Source organism: Leucobacter sp. WKLB1 (assembly GCF_059696215.1).
This window is the reverse complement of record NZ_AP046115.1, coordinates 1749288-1770077: the sequence shown is the minus strand read 5'-3', so window position 1 is coordinate 1770077 and position 20790 is coordinate 1749288. Positions and strand designations below refer to the sequence as shown.

Sequence of the window (20790 nt, the reverse complement as noted above, 5' to 3'; positions counted from 1 at the left end):
TTGCGGTGTGAGGATGCATTCGGCCCCGTGCTCCCGCGTTCGCGGAGGCACGGGGCCGAAGTATCGCCGGGGCAGCGAACGTCAGGGAGCGACGCCCACGTAGGTAGCCGAGCCATCGATGGGCTGGCCGGAGCCATCGCGCTTGCCGAGTTCGACGGGAAGTTTGCGGGCGGTGCCATCAGAGGCCAGCGCACGCGGCTCTCCGGTACCCACCCAAGCGCACGCGATCTGGTCTTCCCACTTGAGGAAGCGCTGGGCTCGGACGCCACCAGTGCCCCTGCCCTTTGCCGGGAACTCGGCCCAATCAGTAACTTTCGCTGTTGCGACATCGGTGCCGGGGAGGGTGATCGAACTGTCAGCGATGGTGACGACGCGGGCCTCGGCGTCAGCCGCGACCGATCCTGCGAATACAACACGTGCGTCGGCAGCGAGACGAATGCCCGCCATACCCGCAGCGGGCCGGCCCTGGGGGCGAACCGACCCAGCACCGAACCTCAGCAGTTGCGCGTCGCTGGTCACGATCGCGAATTCATCAGAGTCTGCGGCGACGAACGCGCCGACCAGAGCATCACCGCTCTTCAACGTGATCACTTCAAAGCTCGGCTTGGCAGGCAGATCGGTGAGTACGACGCGCTTGACGGTTCCCTGCAGGGTGAAGAGCCCGATGGGGGTCTCCGTGTCGAGCGGAACGATGCCGACGACGCCGAGCTTCTTATCGGTGACTCCGATGTATTCCGCAAGTTTTGCACCCGCGGAAAACGCGATGCTCGCAGCGGGAACGGACGGAAGGTCGACCGGGGTGAATCGCTGCAGTGTGCCATCAGAGAGAATCGCCCCGAGCTCACCGCGAACCGTGCCGTCGATGCTCGCGAGCACGGCGCCGTGCTTTGTGGCGCGCGGTGCCGGCCGGGTCGACTCGGGCGTTTCAGGATCGCGTTCGATGCGCAGGGCTCGACCGGTGACCGAGAGCAGCACGGTGCAGGGGGAGTCGGCGACCTCAAGCGAGGCCGTTGAAGCCGCCGAACGGGTCGGGCGCATGACCGCTCCGGTCAGAACGGTGCGCCGTGGGGTGCCGAATGCTTCGGCTGCAGCGTCCATCTCGTCGGCGACCACGCCGCGGAGTCGCTCGTCGCTGCTGAGGATGGCCAGCAGCGACTCGATTTCTGATTGCAGTTCGTCACGCTCGGCTTCGAGCTCGACTCGCGAAAACTTCGTCAGGCGACGCAGGCGCAACTCAAGGATGTACTCGGCCTGCAGCTCGGACAGGTCAAAGACCTGCATAAGTCGAGTGCGTGCGGTTTCGGCATCATCGCTTGTGCGAATGAGCTGAATGACTTCGTCGATGTCGAGGATGGCGAGGAGCAGCCCCTCGACCAGGTGCAGACGTTCGCGACGCTTCCGCAAACGGAACTCGGTGCGTCGGGTGACGACGGAGATGCGGTGATCGAGGAAGACCCGCAGCATTTCGCGGAGTCCGAGCGTCTGCGGCTGCCCCTCGACAAGCGCCACCGAGTTGATGCTGAACGAGTCTTCGAGCGGCGTATACCGATAGAGCTGCTCGAGCACGGCTTCGGGGGAGAACCCGGTCTTCAAGGTGATGACCAACCGCAGCCCATTCTTGCGATCGGTCAGGTCGGCGACATCGGAGATGCCGGAGAGCTTCTTCGCGTCGACGCCCTGCTTGATCTTCTCGATCACGCGCTCGGGACCCACGAGGTAGGGGAGCTCGGTAACGACGAGCCCGGTGCGTCGCGGTCCGAGCTGCTCGACGGACGCCTTGGCTCGGGTGCGGAAGGCTCCGCGCCCGGAGCGGTAGGCGTCTTTCACGCCGTCGAGGCCGACGATCGTGCCGCCGCCAGGAAGGTCGGGGCCGGGGATGAATTCCATCAGCTCGTCGACTGTCGCCTCGGGGTGCTGCAGCAGGTGTTTGGCACCGTCGACAACCTCGATGAGGTTGTGCGGTGCCAGGTTCGTGGCCATGCCGACCGCGATGCCGCTGGCTCCGTTCACGAGCAGGTTGGGAACGGCAGACGGCAGCACTTCGGGCTGCATGATCTGGTTGTCGTAGTTCGGCACGAAATCGACGACGTTCTCGTCGAGCGATTCCGTCATGGCGAGCGCTGCGCCCGCGAGCCGTGCTTCGGTATATCGGGACGCGGCGGGCCCGTCATCGAGCGAACCGAAGTTGCCGTGCCCGTCGATCAGCGGCAAGCGGAGGGCGAATCCCTGTGCGAGACGCACGAGCGCGTCGTAGATCGACGAATCACCGTGCGGGTGCAGCTTGCCCATGACCTCGCCGACCACACGAGCGGACTTCACGTGCCCCTTCTCGGGGCGCAGACCCATGTCCTGCATCATGAAGAGGATGCGGCGTTGCACCGGCTTCAACCCGTCACGCGCGTCGGGAAGTGCGCGCGAGTAGATCACCGAATAGGCGTACTCGAGGAAAGAGCCCTCCATCTCTTGCGAGATGTCGATATCTTCGATGCGTTCGCCGGCGAGCTCATGGGGTGCGTCCGGTGCGCCGGCGGATGACGTGCGGGGGTCGGTCATAATGGAAATCATGCTACCGACGACGACCGACAACGGTGCGAGGCTTGCCGCGATTCTGCCAAGCGGCCTGGCAGCGATGGCCCGCGGTGCCGGGCACGCAGCGCCAGAGGAGCTGCGCATCGCGTCCGATGTGACCTTCCCGGCGATCCGTTCGTTCGTCATGATCGTTGTCGACGGTCTGGGGAGCGCGAATCTTTCTGCCGCAATCGATCATGCGCCGACCCTCGGGCGATTGCAGCGCAAACGCATCGAAACGGTCGCCCCGTCGACAACGGGAGCCGCGCTCACCTCCCTCGTGACGGGAGCACTTCCGGGGGAGCACGGGCTGATCGGCTACCGAATTCGGCACCCCGAACTCGGGCTGATCACGACACTGCGTGACTGGGATGGGATCGCGGATCGTGCGGCGTGGCAACGCGTGCGACCGCTGTTCCATCTCGCCGGAGATATCGGAGCACGCGCCTTCACGATCGGTCGGCCGGCGCACGCGTCAGGCGGGCTGACCGAGGCGATTCTCGCCGGGGCGCAATACATCGGCGGGCAGCGGATCGAAGATCGTTTCTCGGCCGCATCTCAGCTGCTGCGTGGCGGCGAGCCGGCAGTCGTCTACCTCTATGTCGATGAGCTCGACAAGGTTGCGCATGAATCCGGCTGGCAGAGCGAGGCGTGGTTGCACCGGCTCGAGCAACTCGACGGCGCGCTCGAGTCGCTGCTCAGAGGGTTGCCCGGTGATGTCGGGGTCGTCGTGACCGCGGACCACGGCATGGTCGATGTCGCGGCGCATCAGCAGATCGTGATCGGCTCCGATTCACCGCTGCTCTCCGGGGTCGATGACATCGGCGGGGAGCCGCGCTTTCGCGCTTTGTACCTCGGCGACGGCGCCGATGCGGAGGAGGTGGCACAGCGCTGGCAAGATGCCGAAGGTAGTCGTGCGTGGATCTTCACGCGTGACGAGGCCGTGCGATCCGGAGCCTTCGGGAACATCGCGCCAGAGGTCGCTCCGCGTCTCGGTGATGTAATGGTCGCCGCGCGCAAGCAGGTCGCCTACTACTCGCATCTCGACGACCCGAGATCGCTCTCGATGGTGGGACAGCACGGTTCATTCACCGACGAGGAACGCGGAGTGCCGCTCGCGCTCGCCGGTGCGCTCGCCGGAACAGGGTTCGCGAACGCCGTGGCCGCGGTAGCTCGAGCACGGGCCTGAGCGGCCATTCATTCAGCGTTCACTGCACCGGATCTTCGTCGCTGCGGGTGCCGAACAAGATGTCGTCCCAACTCGGAATCGACGCCCGACCTTTCTTTGCAGGGCGCTCTGACTCGCCGGACGAAGCCGGTTCGTTCGCGCGCGTCGAACTCGGTCGCTCCTGAACTTCAGGGGTGCCAGAATGACGCTGTGGTGCCTGATCGCGCGTCGAGCCGGATGCCGATACCCCGGCATTGCCCCAGATGCTGCGAGGCGACACAGCGCGTTCTGTAGTTTCTGGAAGCGAGACGGGTGCGGTCGCGTCGTTCGTCGAGTCGTTGTCATCGCGTTCCGCGGAAGTCGGTGTGACCGCCGGCTCAGAATCTACGAGAGCGTCCAGATCAAGCTCCTGAGGGTGCAGTGCGGCCTCGCGTTTGACTTGGTCGCGCTCCCCACGCCGCTTTCGCAGCGCATCGAGCAGATCTGCAGTCTGGCTGAGATCCGTCGGGGCTGCGGCGTCTGATGAGATGGCGCGCTGATCGATCTCCTTGCGGCGCTCGTACTCGGCATTCGAATCTGCGGGCGGCGTCGCGTCGGTGTCCGCTTCAAGGTCCGACTCGGTCTCGATGCCGGAATCGTCGGCAGAGCGTTCTTCCGCGGTATCTTCCGAGAACGTATTCGCTTCGAAGCGCCCGCCACGTTCCCCACCGTCAACTGCGCGCAGCTTCGGAATCAATCGGTCGCCGACTTCGCCCTGCTTCGACAGGTTCACGGCGTCCGGATTGATCGGCGCGAGAATGCTCTTGCGATGATCGAACGTCCACACCGCGCGATGCGCAACGTCATGCGAGATGAACTCGAGACTGACCATCCATCCCCGCTCCTCATCGCGCCACGAACTCCACTCGCTCGTGTCCGACGCAAGTCCGACAAGTCGCTCGGCGATGACCGCACCGAAACGCTCGTCTGCTTCGTCAAGCGCATCCGTGCGCACCGGCACTGCGTGCGCGCGCTCAAGGATGTAGCGACGCTCTGCGAGTACCGGCTCCTCGTAGCGCTCGACGTCGGCCTCGTCGAGTCCTGTCTCCGCGATGACCTCGGCGCGTGACTTCCCCGAGCGGATGAGCGCCTGGATTTCACGTGGCCCGACTTTTCCGGGCTCACGCTCGCGACGCGACAGGTGACGGAGCTCGCTCAGCGCGGCCTCGTCTACCAGGAAGCGGAACTCGTCGCCGGCGTCGTTCGCGACGATCAGCGACCGGTCATCTCGGCGCACAAAGCGCAGTTCGTCCATCGGCGCATCTCCTTCGTGAGTCGCGAACCAGAGTGACATAGAGTGTTGGCGATTCTGCGCATTGACGCGGGCGCGTGGCGATATGCCCGCGCGTAGGGTGTGTGCGACTTCGCGCTCAGAGAACTCTGAGCGGAACAGTTTGCGCCAGACAAGGTTCGTGCGGCAGACTATGGCCGCTCGAAGGATAAGGTGCCGACAGACCGGCACGGGAATGCAGGAGAGAATGGCCACCGATTACGACGCCCCGCGCAAGACCGAAGAAGACGCCGATTCGATCGAGGCGTTGAAAGAGCGTGGACCAGCCAAGGGCGCCTCGGGTCTTGACTCAGAGGACGCCGACAACCCCAGCTTCGATCTGGGAGGAAACGACCTCTCCGACGTTGAACTCGATGTCGTCGTGCTGCCGCAGCAGGATGACGAGTTCACCTGTGTGAGCTGCTTCCTGGTGCGTCACCGCTCACAGATCGATCATGAGACCGATCTCGGGCCGATCTGTCGGGAGTGCGCGGCGTAATTCCCGCTGTGACGACCGTGGCTGCGTGCCGCCCGGAATCGGGCGAACTCGCAGCCACAGTCGTGTTGCGAGAGATTCAGACCTCGTGCGAGTCGCTTTGCGTCGCTGCAATCGCCGCGGAGAGCTTCTGCGGGTGTCGGGTCGTCAGAATCCAGAACGGCGCCGGGTCGTTTGCATCCGTGACCTCAATCCGGACACCCCGATGAATCCATCCGCGCAAGAGCAGGTAGTTCCGCGCGTCGGCTCCCGGTCCGATCGCCGCTTTCAGCGCTTCGGCTCCGAGAAGTTCGACGGCTCCGAGGTGATGGAGCGGGATCCGCGCACGCCCGGCGACGAGCGAGTGGTCGGCGACCTCGATAGACGGGCTGAGCAGCAAAAACGTGAGCGCAAGAATGACGTACACGATGATGCCCGTCGGAATCGCCCACTGCGCATTGATCGGAGTCAGCACCAGGGCCACTGCCGGGATTACCAGGATCAGTGAAATGAACAGGCTCGGGCCGGGGAGCAGCCGCTCCCGGTAGGAGGAGGTCGTCGGCGCGGAGGCATCACGGGTCATGCTGCCATTATCTCGCGGGCCGAGCTGGGAGCGGTCGATCCAGCGCAGGTGCGGCCCGATCAGATACGCTGAGCGCGTGAGTGATGTTGTTGAGGTGCCGATTGTCGCCGAGTTCGCCCCCACGTATGCCCATCCCGGAGATGCGGGAGCAGATCTCAGGGCTGCGGAGTCAGTCGTGCTCGAACCGGGCGAGCGAGCACTCATTGGAACTGGTGTCTCAATCGCTCTTCCCGACGGGTACGTTGCATTCGTCGTGCCGCGGAGCGGCTTGGCAGCGAAACACGGCATCACGGTGGTGAATTCGCCCGGCACCGTCGATGCGGGCTACCGCGGTGAACTCAAGGTCACGTTGCTGAATACGGATCGCACGGCAGCGTTTGCCGTGGAGGTCGGGGATCGCATTGCCCAGGTCATCATCATGCCCGTGAGCCGTGCCGTCTTTACCCCGGTGCAGCAGCTTCCCGAGAGCGTCCGCGGCACCGGCGGCTTCGGCTCCACCGGCGTACAGAACTGAAGACAGGCAGACGGCGCATCGGCGCCGCAATCGGCCAATACCGGCCGCAGGAGGAGACGCAATCATGAGTGATGCACAGACGCCCGAGTCCGACGAACTCGAACAGAAGACCACCGACGCCGTTGAGGTGCGCGACGCAGAGGTCGCCGCGCCCGACGACAGCAAGTCCGCGCCGACGGATCGCGAGACGGCGGGTCCGTTCGATGTCAGCGAAGTCCCTGCGATGCGTCCGTATGTCGACCTCGGGGGCATCAAAGTTGCGCCTCGTGAGGGATTGCAGTTGCGCCTCGAGGTCGATGAGCGTGCGAATCGTGTCGTCGCCGTGTCACTGGAGTACGCGGAATCGCTGCTGCAGGTGCAGGCATTCGCCGCGCCGAAGACGACCGGACTCTGGCACGGGGTGCGCTCGGAACTCGCCCATCAGATGACCACTCAGGGCGGTACCGCTCGTGAAGAGGAAGGCCCGCTCGGAACCGAATTGTTCGTGCAGACCCCCGCGCCTGATGAGCAAGCAGGCACTCGCGCTGCGCGCTTCATCGCCGTCGATGGACCACGATGGATGCTCCGCGGCGTCATCATGGGCAAGGCGGCTGTCGATGCAGGTGCGCGTGAACGGGTCTTCGACCTGTTCCGTGAGCTCGTCGTGGTGCGCGGTGATCAGCCCATGCCGCCGAGCGAGCTGCTGCCGCTGAAGGTACCCGCCGGAGTGCAAGGCGAACGCCAGGCGCCCGAAGGCGGAACGCTCGCAGTGTGAACGGCCCCGAAGGTTCCGCAGAACCGGAACGCGGCGCACGTGAGGGTGCGCAGCCTGAATCTGAGCGGACCCCGCTGAGCCCGCCGCCTGCGCCCGAACGCGCGTCGGCAACGCGTGAGTTCGGAGGCGCGCTGGGGCGCACCGTGCGCGCTGGAATGTCTGGAGAGGCGCTTTCGGGTCGCGGAGTGCTCGAGGCGATCGGCGGGTGGCGGGGTATCGCCGAGACCCTCGTGCCCGGCCTACTCTTTCTCGTGCTCTTCACGCTCACCCGCGACGCGAGACTCTCGGCGATCGCGCCGGCTGCACTCGTCGTCGTGCTCATCGTGATCCGTCTGCTGCGGCGCGAGCCGCTCGTGTCGGTCTTCTCTGGGGCGGCGGGCGTCGCGGTTGCCGTCGCGGCAGCGATCTTTACGGGGCGCGGAGCCGACTACTACGTTCCCGGCTTCATCACGAATATCGTCTGGTCGTTGGGGCTGCTCCTGTCGGCGGCGGTCGGATGGCCGCTCATCGGACTCGCGCTCGGTGCATTGCGCGGCGATCTGACCGGCTGGCGCCGGGTGCGGGCGCTGAAGCGCATCGCAACGTGGCTCACCCTGCTCTGGGCGGCGCTGTTCGTGGCGCGGCTCGCCGTGCAGCTCCCGCTGTACTTCGCCGCGCGTGGCGACGATGGAGGAGCGGCGACCGACGCGCTCGGGATCGCTCGTCTGGTCATGGGAGTTCCGCTCTTCGCACTGGTGGTGGTCTTTACGTGGATGGTCCTCAATCGCCTGCCCCGATCATCAGATGATCCAACGGGGGAATCTGAGGAGAACACTGGGCAAAACGCCCCGTCGGCGTGACAATGGTGGTGTCGGTTCGGGTATAGAATTATCTCGACATCGAGACACATTGGAGGAGCTCAATGGGAGCCGTCAACAGCTTCGACGCGAAGAGCACCCTCGCCGTCGGCGAGAACGAATACGGAATCTATCGCATCGATCAGGTCCCCGGCCACGAGCGGCTGCCTTACAGCCTGAAGGTGCTGCTGGAAAACCTGCTCCGCACGGAAGACGGCGCGAACGTCACCCGTGAACACATTGAAGCCCTGGGCAACTGGGATCCTTCGGCGCAGCCCGACACGGAGATTCAGTTCACCCCCGCGCGCGTCATCATGCAGGACTTCACCGGCGTGCCCTGCGTCGTCGATCTCGCGACGATGCGCGAAGCCGTCGTCGACCTGGGCGGCACGCCTGACAAGATCAACCCGCTGGCGCCCGCCGAGATGGTCATCGACCACTCGGTCATCTCCGATGTGTACGGCACTCCCGGTGCGGCCGCGCGCAACGTCGAGATCGAGTACCAGCGCAACGGGGAGCGCTACCAGTTCCTTCGCTGGGGCCAGGGCGCGTTCGACGAGTTCAAGGTCGTTCCGCCCGGAACCGGCATCGTGCACCAGGTCAACATCGAGTACTTGGCCCGTGTGACGTTCACCCGCGACATCGACGGTGAAACCTTCGCGTACCCCGACACCTGCGTGGGCACCGATTCGCACACCACGATGGAGAACGGCCTCGGCGTGCTCGGTTGGGGTGTTGGCGGCATCGAGGCCGAGGCAGCCATGCTGGGTCAGCCCATTTCTATGCTGATTCCCCGCGTGGTCGGCTTCAAGCTCTCGGGCAAGATTCCTGCGGGCGTTACCGCCACCGACGTGGTGCTCACGATCACCCAGATGCTGCGCAAGCACGGCGTCGTTGGCAAGTTCGTCGAGTTCTACGGCGAGGGCGTCGGATCGGTTCCGCTTGCGAACCGGGCGACCATCGGCAACATGAGCCCAGAGTTCGGCTCGACGGCGGCAATGTTCCCCGTCGACGATGTGACCCTCGACTACCTGCGTCTGACCGGCCGCCCGGAAGAGCAGCTCGAACTCATCAAGGCGTACACGCAGGCGCAGGGCATGTGGCACGACGCGTCGCGCGAGCCCGAATTCAGCGAGTACCTCGAACTCGATCTGGGTACCGTGGTCTCGTCGATCGCCGGCCCGAAGCGCCCGCAGGATCGTATCGAGCTGTCGCACTCGAAGTCGCAGTTCGAGACGGACCTCAAGAATTACGCCCAGGCGGCCAACCCCGCCAAGGTGAAGGACGCGCAGGGGCGCGAGTTCGAGATCGACCACGGCGCGGTGACGCTCGCGTCCATCACCTCGTGCACCAACACCTCGAACCCCTCGGTGATGCTCGCAGCGGGCGTGCTCGCTCGCAATGCGGCAGCGCGCGGCCTCCAGGCGAAGCCGTGGGTCAAGACGACGCTGGCTCCCGGGTCGAAGGTCGTCACCGACTACTACGAGAAGTCGGGGCTGAACGTCGACCTCGAGAAGCTCGGCTTCTACACCGTCGGCTACGGCTGCGTGACCTGCATCGGCAACTCGGGTCCCCTGAACCAGGAGATCTCCGACGCCGTAAACGATCACGATCTCGCGGTGACTGCGGTGCTCTCGGGCAACCGCAACTTCGAAGGTCGCATCAACCCCGATATCAAGATGAACTATCTCGCCAGCCCGCCGCTGGTGATCGCGTACTCGCTTGCCGGAACGATGGACTTCGACTTCGAGACTCAGGCGCTCGGCCAGGATTCCGAAGGCAACGACGTGTTCCTCCGCGACATCTGGCCCGACCCCGTCGAGGTGCAGAAGATCGCCGACGAATCGATCGACTCCGACATGTTCACGGAGAAGTACGCCACGGTCTTCGATGGTGACGAGCACTGGACCTCGCTGCCGACCCCCGACGGCAACACGTTCGCCTGGGATGAGAAGTCGACCTACGTGCGCAAGGCGCCCTACTTCGACGGCATGGAGCTCGCGCCGTCACCGGTCACCGATATCTCGGGTGCGCGTGTGCTCGCGAAACTCGGCGACTCCGTGACGACGGACCACATCAGCCCGGCAGGCAGCTTCAAGGCCGAGACGCCGGCAGGCCAGTACCTTGTCGAGAACGGTATCGCACCGAAGGACTTCAACACCTACGGCTCGCGTCGCGGCAATCACGAGGTCATGATCCGCGGCACGTTCGCGAACATTCGTCTCCGCAACCAGCTCCTGGCCTCCGAGAACGATGGTGCGGGCGTCGAGGGCGGCTTCACGCGCGACTTCACGCAGGCCGATGCGCCGAAATCGTACATCTATGATGCGTCGCAGAACTACCAGAGCGCAGGTATTCCGCTGGTGGTGCTCGGCGGCAAGGAGTACGGTTCGGGCTCGTCCCGCGACTGGGCGGCGAAGGGCACCCGACTGCTGGGCGTGAAGGCGGTCATTACCGAGAGCTTCGAGCGTATCCACCGCTCTAACCTCATCGGCATGGGCGTGCTTCCGCTGCAGTTCCCCGAAGGGCAGAGCGCCGATGACCTCGGTCTTGACGGCACCGAGACCTTCGACATCTCGGGCATCACTGCGCTCAACGATGGCGAGACGCCGCGCACGGTCGCTGTGACGGCAACCAAGGCCGACGGTTCGCAGATCGCCTTCGACGCGGTGGTTCGCATCGACACCCCGGGCGAAGCGGACTACTACCGCAACGGTGGCATCCTGCAGTACGTGCTGCGATCGCTGGTCTAGGCGCTGCGTGCACTGCGCGGGCCCGGTCGCTTCGGCGATCCGGGCCCGCGCTCGTTTGCAGCGCTACTAGACTGATCAGATTCGCGGTTCTCATGCGGCGAAACGGAACGGAGGCGGGGTTCATGGCGATCCTGGATCGAATCTCAGGGCCTCGAGATCTCGACGCGCTCACACTCGATGAGTGCCAAGACCTGGCCGCGGAAATCCGCGAGTTCCTCATCGCTGCCGTCTCGCGGACGGGAGGTCATCTCGGGCCGAACCTGGGGGTCGTCGAGCTGACGATCGCGCTGCACCGCGTGTTTCAGTCGCCACGTGACCCCATCGTGTTCGACACCGGCCACCAGAGTTATGTGCACAAGCTCCTGACCGGGCGGAAAGACTTTTCCGGGCTCCGCAGTCGTGGCGGCTTGGCCGGGTATCCTCAGCGCACTGAATCCGAGCACGACATCGTCGAGAGTTCGCATGCGTCGAGCTCGCTGAGCTGGGCGGATGGAATCTCTCGAGCCTTCGCGCGGCGCGCCCAATCTGACCCCACCCAGCTGCACCGGCACGTCGTCGCCGTGGTGGGTGACGGCGCGCTCACCGGCGGGATGACGTGGGAAGCGCTCAACAACATCACCGACGACAACGACCGTAACCTCGTCTTGGTTGTCAACGACAACGGGCGTTCATACGCGCCGACGATCGGCGGCATGGCGCGGTTCCTGAATTCCGTGCGCTCGAAAGACGCCTACCGCGACCTGCAAGAGGGCAGCGAGAAGCTGTTTTCACGTCTGGGCGCGCCCGGTCGCACCGTCTACCGTGCTGCGCGCGGAGCGATGCGCGGAATGGTCAGCCGGGCATCGGACAACCAAGACCTCTACTCGAATCTTGACATCAAGTATCTCGGCCCCGTCGACGGACACGACCTCGCCGCGGTGGAAGAAGTACTGCGGCAGGCGAAAGGTTACGGGCGCCCGACTCTGGTCCATGTGATCACTGAGAAGGGGCGCGGATACGCTCCCGCAGAGAACGATCTCGCTGACCAGTTCCATGCGATCGGGCAAATCGATCCGGGCAGCGGCGAACCCGTCGAATCAGCGCATGGACGCAGTTGGACGTCGGTCTTTCGCGATCGGATCATCGAGCTCGCCGCAGGCGATGACCGCATCGTCGGGATCACCGCTGCGATGCTGGCGCCGACGGGACTGGACGGCCTCGCTGCAGCATATCCCGGCCGCGTGATCGACGTCGGCATCGCCGAGCAGCACGCAGTCACCAGTGCTGCCGGGCTCGCCTACGGCGGGATGCACCCGGTCGTCGCGGTCTATGCGACCTTCATGAATCGTGCGTTCGATCAGCTGCTCATGGACGTGGCCCTGCACCGCGCCGGCGTGACGTTCGTGCTGGACCGCGCCGGAATCACGGGGCCCGATGGGGCGAGCCATAACGGCGTGTGGGATCTCGCAACCCTGCAGGTCGTGCCGGGAATTCGGATCGCTGCGCCTCGCGATGCAGCGCGCTTGGACGAACTCCTGGCAGAGGCCGTGCGCATCGACGATGCACCCACCGTGCTTCGGTACCCCAAGGGTGCAGTCGGTAACGATATCAGCGCGCTTCGACGTACCGTCGACGGTGTCGATGTGCTCCGAGATGCGGTGCGTCCGTCGAGCCTCGCTGATCACGGCGCTGGCGGTGATGTGCTGTTCGTTCCCGTCGGGCCACTCGCCGAGGTCGCCTTGGATGCGGCTGACTTGCTTGAGCGCGACGGTATCACTGCCTCAGTGATCGATCCGCGATGGGTGGTGCCCGTCGCCGCATCAGTGATCGACGCAGCGCGGAACCATCGACTGGTCATTACCCTGGAAGATGGCATTCGCGTCGGTGGAATCGGCACCCGTATTCGTCAAGCACTTCGAGATGCGGGCGTCGACACAGCGGTGAGCGAGCTGGGAACGCCGGATGCGTTTCCCGACCATGCTTCGCGCGCCGAACTGCTCCACGATGCCGGATTAACGGCGTCTCAGATCGCGGCGAATGTCGTGCAGCAGGTGCAGGGCACCCGTATTCCGATCGCGCGCCCCGAGACGGAAACCGTCCCCGAGAACTGACAGGAGCGGGGCGCCCTCGTTGAGCCCGAGGACGCCCCGCCGAACAGCCGCACTACGACCGGTGCGCCCCGGCAATACGCGGATCGTGGAACGTACCGCCGAAGGCTCGCTCGCTCGCTCCTGAACGATCCAGGTACGGTGTCGCTCCGCCGGCCTGGAACGGCCAGCCTGCGCCAAAGATCAGGCACAGATCGATGTCTTCCGCCGCCGCGACCACGCCCTCGTCGAGCATGATCTTGATCTCGTTCGCCAGTTCGTTCTCGACACGGCGCAGGATCTCATCTTCACCGACGGCCTGTTTGCCGAAGACGCCCGCCTTCTTGGCGGCCTTTGACAGCTCCTCTACCTTGCCGAGCTTCGTCTTCACCAGGGGCGACTCAACCTCGGCGAGCCGGTGCAGATTCTCTGACGCGTAGAACCGGTCGGGGAACGCATGGACCATCGTATCTTGCACGTGAGCCGCGACTTTCCAACCGACGAGATCGATGAGCTCGAACGGCCCCATCGGCAATCCAATCGGTGCGAGCGCGCGCTCCACGACGGGGAGCGGGGTTCCCTCATCGAGAGCACGTGCCGCTTCGCCCATGACCTTCGCCAGCAGACGGTTGACCACGAAGCCGGGGCGATCCGCGGTGATTACCGCGTTCTTCCCCAGCTTGCGAGCCGTGACCATTGCCGTGGAGAGTGATGCGTCGTCCGTTGCGGGCGTGCGCACCACCTCGATCAGCGGCATCACGGCGACCGGGTTGAAGAAGTGGAAGCCGACGAGTCGCTCAGGGTGAGCGAGGTTTGCGCCGATTTCTTCGACCGAAAGGGAAGAGGTGTTCGTTGCGAGCACTGCAGTCTCGGAAATGAGCGGCTCGATCTCCGCGAATACCTGTTGCTTGACGCCCAGCTCCTCGAACACGGCTTCAATGACCCAATCGCAATCCGAGAACTGCGTCTTATCGGTCGTACCGTGCACGAGCTCGGTGATCTGATTGGCATCGTCAGCGCTCAGGCGGCCCTTGTCGCGCAGCTTGGCGATTTCGCCGCGGATGTACTCCAGGCCCTTGTCGACGCGTGACTGATCGAGATCGGTGATCAGCACGGGCACCCGCAGTTTCCGGGCGAAGAGCAGCGCGAACTGGCTTGCCATGAGCCCTGCACCGATCACCCCGACCTTGAGTACCGGCTTGGCAAGCGCCTTGTCGGGCGCGCCGGCCGGGCGTTTCGCTCGCTTCTGCACCAAATCGAAGGCATAGATCGAGGCCGCGAACTGGTCGCCGGAGATCAACTCGGCGAGCGCGTCGTCTTCACGTTCGAATCCGCGCTTCAAGTCGTTGTCTTTTGCGGCGCTGAGCAGATCGAGCGCGACGTACGGCGCCCGGGTGGCGGTGCCCAGTCGCGCCTTCAACGTGTCGCGTGCGATCTTGATCGCGGCCGGCCATTTGGTCAACCGCTCCAGCTTGCCCGGCACGTGCGGCCGCTGCACGGAGACGGATCCTTCAAGCACCCCGTCGGCCCACGCCAGTGAGCGCTCGAGGAAGCTTGCGGCCCCAAACATCGCGTCGAAGAGGCCCATGTCGAGGGCCTGCTGCGGCTTCAGCATCCGATTGTTCTTGAGCGGGTTCGAGATGATGACCTCGAGCGCCGGTTCGATCCCGATGAGGTTCGGAACAATGGTCGCTCCGCCCCAGCCCGGGATGATGCCCAGGAACACCTCGGGGAAAGCGAGCGCAGCGGCCGAAGCGTCGAGGGTGCGGTAGGTGCAATGCAGGGCGATCTCCATCGCGCCACCGAGTGCGAGACCGTTCACGAATGCGAATGACGGAACGCCGAGCTCGCCGAACTTACCGAGCACGAAGTGGCCGTACTGTGCCATGAGTCGGGCATTCTGCTCAGTCGCGAGCGTGGATACCTTCGAAAGATCGGCACCCGCGGCGAAGATGAATGGCTTCCCCGTCACCGCGACGGCAACGATCTCGCCGGCGGCCGCGCGGCGTCGCAGGTCGTCGAGCACAGTGGCGAGCGACTGGAGAGTGCGCGGTCCGAGAGTGTTCGGTCGCGTATGGTCTCGTCCGTTGTCGAGCGTGATCAGCGCGAGCGTGCCGCCGGACGGCAGGGTGACATCGCGCACGAACGACTCCGTGATGACCTCGTCGTCAGACGCTTCGATCAGCGGAGTGAAATCAATGCTGCTGTAGTCGGTCATTGCGCTACTTGCCCTTCTTGCCGTCGAAATGCGGGTTTTCCCAAATCGCCGTGCCGCCCTGTCCGAGGCCGACGCACATCGCGGTCACGCCGTATCGCACGTCGGGTCGCTGCGCGAACTGGCGCGCGAGCTGCGTCATCAGACGGACGCCCGATGCAGCGAGCGGATGCCCGATGGCGATGGCGCCGCCCCAGGGGTTGACGCGCGGGTCGTCATCGGAAATGCCGAAATGGTCGGTGAACGAGAGCACCTGCACGGCGAACGCCTCATTGAGCTCGAAGAGGCCAATGTCGTCGATCGTGAGGCCGGCGCGGCGCAGTGCCTTCTCCGTCGACGGCACCGGGCCGAGTCCCATGACTTCGGGCTCGACACCGGCGAAGCCGAAGCCGACGAGCCGCATCTTTGCGCCGAGGCCGAGTTCGCGGGCGGTGTCGGCACCGGCGAGCAACGAGACGGTCGCGCCATCGGTCAACGGGGATGCGTTGCCCGCGGTGACACGACCATGCGGGCGGAACGGGGTCTTCAGCGTTGCAAGGCCCTCCATCGTCGTCTCCGGTCGACGTCCCTGGTCTTCGGTTGCGAGGCCCCATCCGGTTTCCGACCGAGTCGCTACCGGAATCAGGTCGGCCTGGATGTCGCCGCGGTCGTAGGCGGCCTGCACTTTCTGCTGGCTCAGCATGCCAAAACGATCCGCGCGCTCCTTGGTCAAAGCCGGGAATCGGTCGTGCAGTCGTTCCGCGGTGATGCCCATGTTCAGCGCATCCGGGCTCACCAGCTTCTCGGCGACAAAACGAGGATTCGGATCTGCGTCGAGTCCGATGGGATGCTTGCCCATGTGCTCGACGCCGCCGGCAATAGCGAGGTCATACTGGCCCGATCCGATCGCTGCGCCCATGAATGACGCGACCGTGAGTGCGCCGGCGCACATGCGATCAAGGGCGAACCCGGGCACGGTGACGGGGATGCCCGCAAGCATCGACACCGTGCGGCCGAGCGTGAGCCCTTGGTCGCCTTGCTGGGTCGTCGCGGCGATGCCCACGTCGTCGATGCGCTCGAGCGGCAGCCCGGGATTGCGCTCGATCAGCCCTTGCAGCGCCTTGACCGCCAGGTCATCGGCACGAGTCCCGGCGTAGATTCCCTTGTCGCCGGCACGCCCGAACGGGGTGCGGACACCGTCCACGAACACAACTTCTCTCATTGCGGCCACTTCGCCTCCATCAGCATTGGTGATCTGCGTTTCTTCCATCCTAGAGAGACGGAGTCTCACGCGTCACGACCTGGCACCGAGAATGCTGAAAATATGCGGGAATCACCGTACGGTGTTATGGGAGGTCTACAATTTCATCGGCAATAATTGGTGCGGTTATGCCAACCTGCCAGGGGCGCGCTCCGAGCTCCGTGAGACGGAGTGCGATCCCTGCTGCGGAGCGGTCGGCGGGGGGCTGGAATACGACCCGGCGAAGTGTGTCGGGGGTGAGTAGGTTCTCCAAAGGAATCGAGCGCGCCTCGGCTTCGGCCTCGATTGCTGGGCGGGCGGCCTCGAGTCGCGCCGCAGCTTCAGGATGACGCTGCGCCCAAGCGCGGTGATGCGGGATTGCCTCGGGGTCGCGCTGCTTCGGCCCCGGCAAGTCCGTGGTCGTCTTCCCGCGCAGGATCGCTGACCACCAGCGCTCGAGCTCGCTGCGGCTGGCGCGCCCTCGGAATGTCTGCAGGCGCGCGAGGTCGCCGCTCGACCTGGGATTGGCTGCCGCGGCGGCGACGATCGAGGCGTCCGGGATCAGCCGACCGGGTGCCACATCGCGTTCGCGGGCGAGTGCGTCGCGGGCGTTCCAGAGCTCCCGGGCGAGTGCCAGGGCGCGCGCAGATTTGAGGAGGTGGCCGCCGGAGAGTTTGCGCCACGGTTCTGCGGGGCGCGGCTTCTCGGGTTTGGTGCGCGCCGCTTCGAATTCTTCGAACGCGAACTCTGCTTTTTGCTGCGCGTCAAGATCTGCCGCGATGGCATCGCGCAGGTCGGGCAGCAGCGCAACGTCGAGCGCCGCGTACTCGAGCCAGGATTCTGGGAGCGGACGCTGCGACCAGTCCGCGGCGGAGTGCGCTTTTTCGAGCGTGATGCCGAGCTTGAGTTCCACGATCGCACCGAGGCCGACGCGTTCGTACCCGAGGAGTCGCGCAGCCAGTTCGGTGTCGAAGATTCGCTGCGGCGCAAGCCCGATGGAAGCCAGGCAGGGGAGATCTTGAGTTGCCGCATGGAAGATCCATTCCTCTGCCGCGAGGGCGTGCTGCAGCGGGGCAAAATCTGGGATGTCGATGGGGTCGACGAGAAATGTGCCCGCACCGCGGCGGTACACCTGCACCAGGTAGGCCTCGGACCCGTAGGTGAAGCCGGAGGCGCGCTCGGCGTCAACGCCGACTGGTCCGGTTCCGCCAGCGAGGGCGTCAGCGGCGCGTTCGAGCCCCTCGGGGTCGCTGACCATGGTCCAGTGGGTATCGAGCTCCGACTGGGAGACCGTCATGCGTTATGCCCCTTCCGCGGCTTGGCGCGAGCGTCGCGCCGCGATGGAGTCTATGCCCTCTGCGTGGGGGAGTCCGGCCAAGAGGCACAAGAGCTCCGACCATGCCTGGGCGTGGACTCCGAAGTCGTCGCCGATCGGCGTCCACGACGCGCGCAGTTCGATCTGCGCGGATTCTCCACGGGCCTCCAGGGCGCCGTAACTACTGGAGAGCGTCTTCGTGGCGGTGGCAGAAAGGTAGGTGTACTCGGCGCCGCGAGAGTCCAGCGCATCGACGAGCCAGGACCAGGCGACATCGGAGATGAACGGGTCGACGCCGATCTCCAATTCGAGCGGCGCCTGGGCGAAGCACACGATGCGGAACTGGCCGCCCCACTCGTCGAAAGCGTCGGGGTCGTGCATGAGCACGATGCGCCCGGCACCATAGGGCGAATCGGTGGCCGTACTCGATGCAGGGCCGTGCTGCGACGTGCGCGACACGCCTGCGGCGAGCGCGATCGAGTGCGGCGCGATGCGCTCGGGAGCCGCGATCTCTTGAGAGATCAGTTCGCTGCGCAAGCGCGCGGAACGGAGCTGCTCTGCAGCCGTGTCGAAGTCGACGGGGGCGCCATCGATGCGTGCCATCACACTGGTGACACTAGAGTTTGCTGTGAACTTCGGGTCGATGCCACGCCGGGATCGGTGAAGCGAAGGAGGAGGCCGTCACCATGGTGAATCATGACTCGCGACGGGGCCGGGCGGTCGGGCTCGGGGTGCTGGGTGCGCTCGCGGGAACGGTGCTCGCCGGAGCTGCGGGCGCCGTGCTCGGTGGTGTCGCCCTTGCGCGACGCGCCGTGACCCCGGCTGCCGTACCCGAGTCGCCAGTCGAAGTCGTCTCGGTCGATGCCGCGGGGCTCGATGGAGCGGCTCGGCCGAACGGGGGCGTGCCCACGGTGCGGCTTCGGGGAACCGATGCAGACCTGCCGGGGCGATACTCGTACCTGTTCCAGGGCGTGGCGGGTCACGCGCGCGTCGGCGAAGTCGTGGCGCATCTCGGCGGTGACGTCGTACGCGAGCTCATCGCGGTAGATCGGGGTGAACTGCTGCCCGGCGTGTTGGGGCGCATTACGGGTTGGTGGTACTCGGAACCCGAAGAACTCGGATTGCGCACTGAACACATCACCTATACGACGGAACTCGGCGATGCCGATGCCTGGATCGTGCACCCGCGCTGGCCTCGTAAACGCCGGTGGGCGATCCACGTGCATGGCCGTGGAGCATTACCGGGGGAGACGCTGCGCGGCGTGACTGCGCTCGCGCAGAGCGGGGTCACCAATCTGATCATCAGCTATCGGAATGATCCCGGTGCGCCGCAGGGCTTGCGCGGTCGGTACGGAGTCGGATTCTCCGAGAGCCGGGACGTCGATGCCGCCATCGCGGAGGCCGTGAGTCGCGGGGCGGAACGCGTGACCCTGGTGGGCTGGTCTATGGGGGGCACCGCCTGCCTGGTCACGGCTACTCGTGGTCCGCACCGGGGCGTCATCGATGGTCTGATTCTCGATTCGCCAGCCGTCGATTGGAATGCGCTCCTCCGCTATCACGCTGCGGCAGCCTCGGTGCCCGAGGCGATTGCCGGTATCGGTGTGGGCTTGCTCTCGCGCGGGTGGGTCGGGGCCGGAGAGAACGGTGGGCTCCCGATCGCGGAGTTGCGCCCCGAAACCTTCGCCCGCGAACTCTGCATTCCGGTGCTGATACACGCAAGCCGTGGTGACACGTTCGTTCCTTCAGATGGCTCAGAGCGTCTTGCCGATCTGCGGCCGGAGCTGGTGCACCTGCGTCTAGTGCAGCGGGCGGAGCACGTGAAGCTGTGGAATATGGACCGGGAAGGTTGGGAGCGGGCGACCCGCGTCTTCGCGCGCGGGCTGCCGCATCCTCCCTGGCGCGGATAAGCGCGATCACGCGGGTACACTGGCTCCGATGGTCTCAGACACCCAGCACAACGCCGCCCGGCTCGTCGACCGGCGACCCACGATCTCCGGTACCGAACTCGTCGCGACCCTGGTGCCCCCGCCCCAGTTCGATCGCGCCTCCTTCGATTCGTACCGGCCGGATCCCGACTACCCGTCTCAGGACGAGGCCCGCGAGCTGCTGCGCGCGTTCTCCGCGCCCGCACCAACGGTGTCTCGAGGTGGTTTCTTCGGCTTCGGAAAAAAGAAGTCGGCTGACACAGCCGCTCCTGCGCCGACGAAGCCGGGCATCTACCTCGATGGCGGCTTCGGCGTCGGCAAGACCCACCTCCTCGCGGCCACGTGGCACGCCACGGCCGGTCGCAAGTACTTCGGCACCTTCATCGAATACACCGCGCTGGTCGGTGCGCTGGGCTACAGCGGCGCCGTCGGCGTGCTGCAGGGAGCCCGACTGATCTGCATCGATGAGTTCGAGCTCGACGATCCGGGCGACACCATGCTCATGACGCGTCTGATCGGCGATCTCACCGCGACCGGCACCAAGTTTGTGGCCACCTCGAACACGCCTCCCAACGCGCTCGGCGAGGGGCGGTTCGCCGCTGCCGACTTCATGCGCGAGATTCAAGCGATGTCCGATCGCTTCGTGACGATACGCATTGACGGTGTCGATTACCGCCAGCGCGACCTCGAGAGCGACGCCATCTCATTGACCGATGATGAGTATCGCTTCGTGCTGGCGGATGTGGCCTCCGCGCACGAGCGCATGACCGACGATGATTTCTCAGGTTTGATCGAGCATTTGGCGACCGTGCACCCGTCGAGCTACAGCGGATTGCTTTCGGGTGTGCAGTGCATCGGTCTGCGTAACGTGCACGAGCTCACCGATCAGTCCTCGGCACTTAGATTCGTCGCGTTCATCGACCGTGTGTACGACGCGCAGATTCCCATTCGCGCGACCGGTGCGCAGCTCACGACAATCTTCGGCGGAGGCATGCTCGACGGCGGCTATCGCAAGAAGTACCTGCGCTGCATGTCTCGATTGAACGCACTGACGGCCAGCGAAGTATCTCAGTAACGCCATCCGCATCAC

16 protein-coding genes are annotated in these 20790 nt (G+C 65.2%); 9 read left to right on the top strand and 7 right to left on the bottom strand.

The features are described from left to right. Positions 1 to 81: 81 nt before the first annotated feature. Positions 82 to 2553 (bottom strand): DNA gyrase/topoisomerase IV subunit A, encoded by a 2472-nt coding sequence (locus tag ACZF5Y_RS08030; protein WP_497535260.1) that lies wholly within the window; start codon positions 2551 to 2553, stop codon positions 82 to 84. 10 nt (positions 2554 to 2563) lie between these two features. Here ACZF5Y_RS08030 and ACZF5Y_RS08025 point away from each other — a divergent pair, with 10 nt between their 5' ends. Beyond that, positions 2564 to 3757 (top strand): alkaline phosphatase family protein, encoded by a 1194-nt coding sequence (locus ACZF5Y_RS08025; RefSeq protein ID WP_497535259.1) that lies wholly within the window; start codon positions 2564 to 2566, stop codon positions 3755 to 3757. Between the two features lie 19 nt (positions 3758 to 3776). On the opposite strand, the gene sepH is transcribed toward ACZF5Y_RS08025, so the two are convergent. After that, positions 3777 to 5030: a septation protein SepH gene (gene sepH / locus ACZF5Y_RS08020; protein WP_497535258.1), complete on the bottom strand. Its 1254-nt coding sequence runs from the start codon at positions 5028 to 5030 to the stop codon at positions 3777 to 3779. A 223-nt stretch (positions 5031 to 5253) separates the two neighbouring features. Between sepH and ACZF5Y_RS08015 the strand changes: the two genes are divergently transcribed. Next, positions 5254 to 5544 (top strand): DUF4193 domain-containing protein, encoded by a 291-nt coding sequence (locus ACZF5Y_RS08015; RefSeq protein ID WP_053353093.1) that lies wholly within the window; start codon positions 5254 to 5256, stop codon positions 5542 to 5544. 76 nt (positions 5545 to 5620) lie between these two features. Here ACZF5Y_RS08015 and ACZF5Y_RS08010 read toward each other — a convergent pair whose 3' ends face one another. Then, positions 5621 to 6103 (bottom strand): DUF3093 domain-containing protein, encoded by a 483-nt coding sequence (locus tag ACZF5Y_RS08010; RefSeq protein ID WP_497535257.1) that lies wholly within the window; start codon positions 6101 to 6103, stop codon positions 5621 to 5623. A gap of 76 nt (positions 6104 to 6179) precedes the next feature. On the opposite strand from ACZF5Y_RS08010, the gene dut reads away from it, so the two are divergent. The 5 genes from dut (at position 6180) to dxs (ending at position 13050) form a co-directional block, all read left to right on the top strand. Further along, on the top strand, positions 6180 to 6617 hold the full coding sequence (dut, locus tag ACZF5Y_RS08005) for a dUTP diphosphatase (RefSeq protein WP_497535256.1): 438 nt from the start codon (positions 6180 to 6182) through the stop codon (positions 6615 to 6617). Between the two features lie 64 nt (positions 6618 to 6681). After that, entirely contained in the window at positions 6682 to 7371 is a 690-nt protein-coding gene (locus ACZF5Y_RS08000; protein WP_497535255.1) for a DUF3710 domain-containing protein, read from the top strand. Further along, a complete protein-coding gene (locus tag ACZF5Y_RS07995; protein ID WP_497535253.1) occupies positions 7368 to 8210 on the top strand; it encodes a DUF3159 domain-containing protein in 843 nt (280 codons plus the stop codon). Before ACZF5Y_RS08000 ends, ACZF5Y_RS07995 begins: the two co-directional genes overlap by 4 nt. 62 nt (positions 8211 to 8272) lie before the next feature. Beyond that, complete coding sequence (acnA, locus tag ACZF5Y_RS07990; RefSeq protein ID WP_497535252.1) at positions 8273 to 10960, top strand: aconitate hydratase AcnA; 2688 nt, start codon at positions 8273 to 8275, stop codon at positions 10958 to 10960. 122 nt (positions 10961 to 11082) lie between these two features. After that, on the top strand, positions 11083 to 13050 hold the full coding sequence (gene dxs, locus ACZF5Y_RS07985) for a 1-deoxy-D-xylulose-5-phosphate synthase (RefSeq protein ID WP_497535251.1): 1968 nt from the start codon (positions 11083 to 11085) through the stop codon (positions 13048 to 13050). Positions 13051 to 13102: 52 nt separating this feature from the next. On the opposite strand, the gene ACZF5Y_RS07980 is transcribed toward dxs, so the two are convergent. The 4 genes from ACZF5Y_RS07980 to ACZF5Y_RS07965 all read right to left on the bottom strand — a co-directional run bounded on the left by ACZF5Y_RS07980 (position 13103) and on the right by ACZF5Y_RS07965 (position 18378). After that, on the bottom strand, positions 13103 to 15244 hold the full coding sequence (locus ACZF5Y_RS07980; protein WP_497535250.1) for a 3-hydroxyacyl-CoA dehydrogenase NAD-binding domain-containing protein: 2142 nt from the start codon (positions 15242 to 15244) through the stop codon (positions 13103 to 13105). A 4-nt stretch (positions 15245 to 15248) separates the two neighbouring features. Then, a complete protein-coding gene (locus tag ACZF5Y_RS07975) occupies positions 15249 to 16442 on the bottom strand; it encodes a thiolase family protein (protein WP_497535249.1) in 1194 nt (397 codons plus the stop codon). Positions 16443 to 16566: 124 nt separating this feature from the next. Beyond that, positions 16567 to 17757, bottom strand: a complete 1191-nt coding sequence (locus ACZF5Y_RS07970) for an HRDC domain-containing protein (RefSeq protein ID WP_497535248.1) — start codon at positions 17755 to 17757, stop codon at positions 16567 to 16569. 3 nt (positions 17758 to 17760) lie between these two features. Continuing rightward, complete coding sequence (locus tag ACZF5Y_RS07965) at positions 17761 to 18378, bottom strand: DUF3000 domain-containing protein (protein ID WP_497535247.1); 618 nt, start codon at positions 18376 to 18378, stop codon at positions 17761 to 17763. An 83-nt stretch (positions 18379 to 18461) separates the two neighbouring features. On the opposite strand from ACZF5Y_RS07965, the gene ACZF5Y_RS07960 reads away from it, so the two are divergent. Together ACZF5Y_RS07960 and zapE are read left to right on the top strand one after the other, a co-directional pair. Then, on the top strand, positions 18462 to 19682 hold the full coding sequence (locus tag ACZF5Y_RS07960) for an alpha/beta hydrolase family protein (RefSeq protein WP_497535246.1): 1221 nt from the start codon (positions 18462 to 18464) through the stop codon (positions 19680 to 19682). Between the two features lie 28 nt (positions 19683 to 19710). Next, positions 19711 to 20775 (top strand): cell division protein ZapE, encoded by a 1065-nt coding sequence (gene zapE / locus ACZF5Y_RS07955; RefSeq protein WP_497535245.1) that lies wholly within the window; start codon positions 19711 to 19713, stop codon positions 20773 to 20775. Positions 20776 to 20790 lie beyond the last annotated feature (15 nt).

Excerpts from the sequence above, each read along its gene's own strand:
- ACZF5Y_RS08015 (WP_053353093.1), top strand. The coding sequence starts at position 5,254 with ATGGCCACCGATTACGACGCCCCGCGCAAGACCGAAGAAGACGCCGAT.
- ACZF5Y_RS07960 (WP_497535246.1), top strand. The coding sequence starts at position 18,462 with ATGGTGAATCATGACTCGCGACGGGGCCGGGCGGTCGGGCTCGGGGTG.
- zapE (WP_497535245.1), top strand. The coding sequence starts at position 19,711 with ATGGTCTCAGACACCCAGCACAACGCCGCCCGGCTCGTCGACCGGCGA.
- ACZF5Y_RS08030 (WP_497535260.1), bottom strand. The coding sequence starts at position 2,553 with ATGACCGACCCCCGCACGTCATCCGCCGGCGCACCGGACGCACCCCAT.
- ACZF5Y_RS08000 (WP_497535255.1), top strand. The coding sequence starts at position 6,682 with ATGAGTGATGCACAGACGCCCGAGTCCGACGAACTCGAACAGAAGACC.
- dxs (WP_497535251.1), top strand. The coding sequence starts at position 11,083 with ATGGCGATCCTGGATCGAATCTCAGGGCCTCGAGATCTCGACGCGCTC.
- ACZF5Y_RS07980 (WP_497535250.1), bottom strand. The coding sequence starts at position 15,244 with ATGACCGACTACAGCAGCATTGATTTCACTCCGCTGATCGAAGCGTCT.
- ACZF5Y_RS07965 (WP_497535247.1), bottom strand. The coding sequence starts at position 18,378 with ATGGCACGCATCGATGGCGCCCCCGTCGACTTCGACACGGCTGCAGAG.
- sepH (WP_497535258.1), bottom strand. The coding sequence starts at position 5,030 with ATGGACGAACTGCGCTTTGTGCGCCGAGATGACCGGTCGCTGATCGTC.
- acnA (WP_497535252.1), top strand. The coding sequence starts at position 8,273 with ATGGGAGCCGTCAACAGCTTCGACGCGAAGAGCACCCTCGCCGTCGGC.
- ACZF5Y_RS07970 (WP_497535248.1), bottom strand. The coding sequence starts at position 17,757 with ATGACGGTCTCCCAGTCGGAGCTCGATACCCACTGGACCATGGTCAGC.
- ACZF5Y_RS08010 (WP_497535257.1), bottom strand. The coding sequence starts at position 6,103 with ATGACCCGTGATGCCTCCGCGCCGACGACCTCCTCCTACCGGGAGCGG.
- ACZF5Y_RS08025 (WP_497535259.1), top strand. The coding sequence starts at position 2,564 with ATGCTACCGACGACGACCGACAACGGTGCGAGGCTTGCCGCGATTCTG.
- ACZF5Y_RS07975 (WP_497535249.1), bottom strand. The coding sequence starts at position 16,442 with ATGAGAGAAGTTGTGTTCGTGGACGGTGTCCGCACCCCGTTCGGGCGT.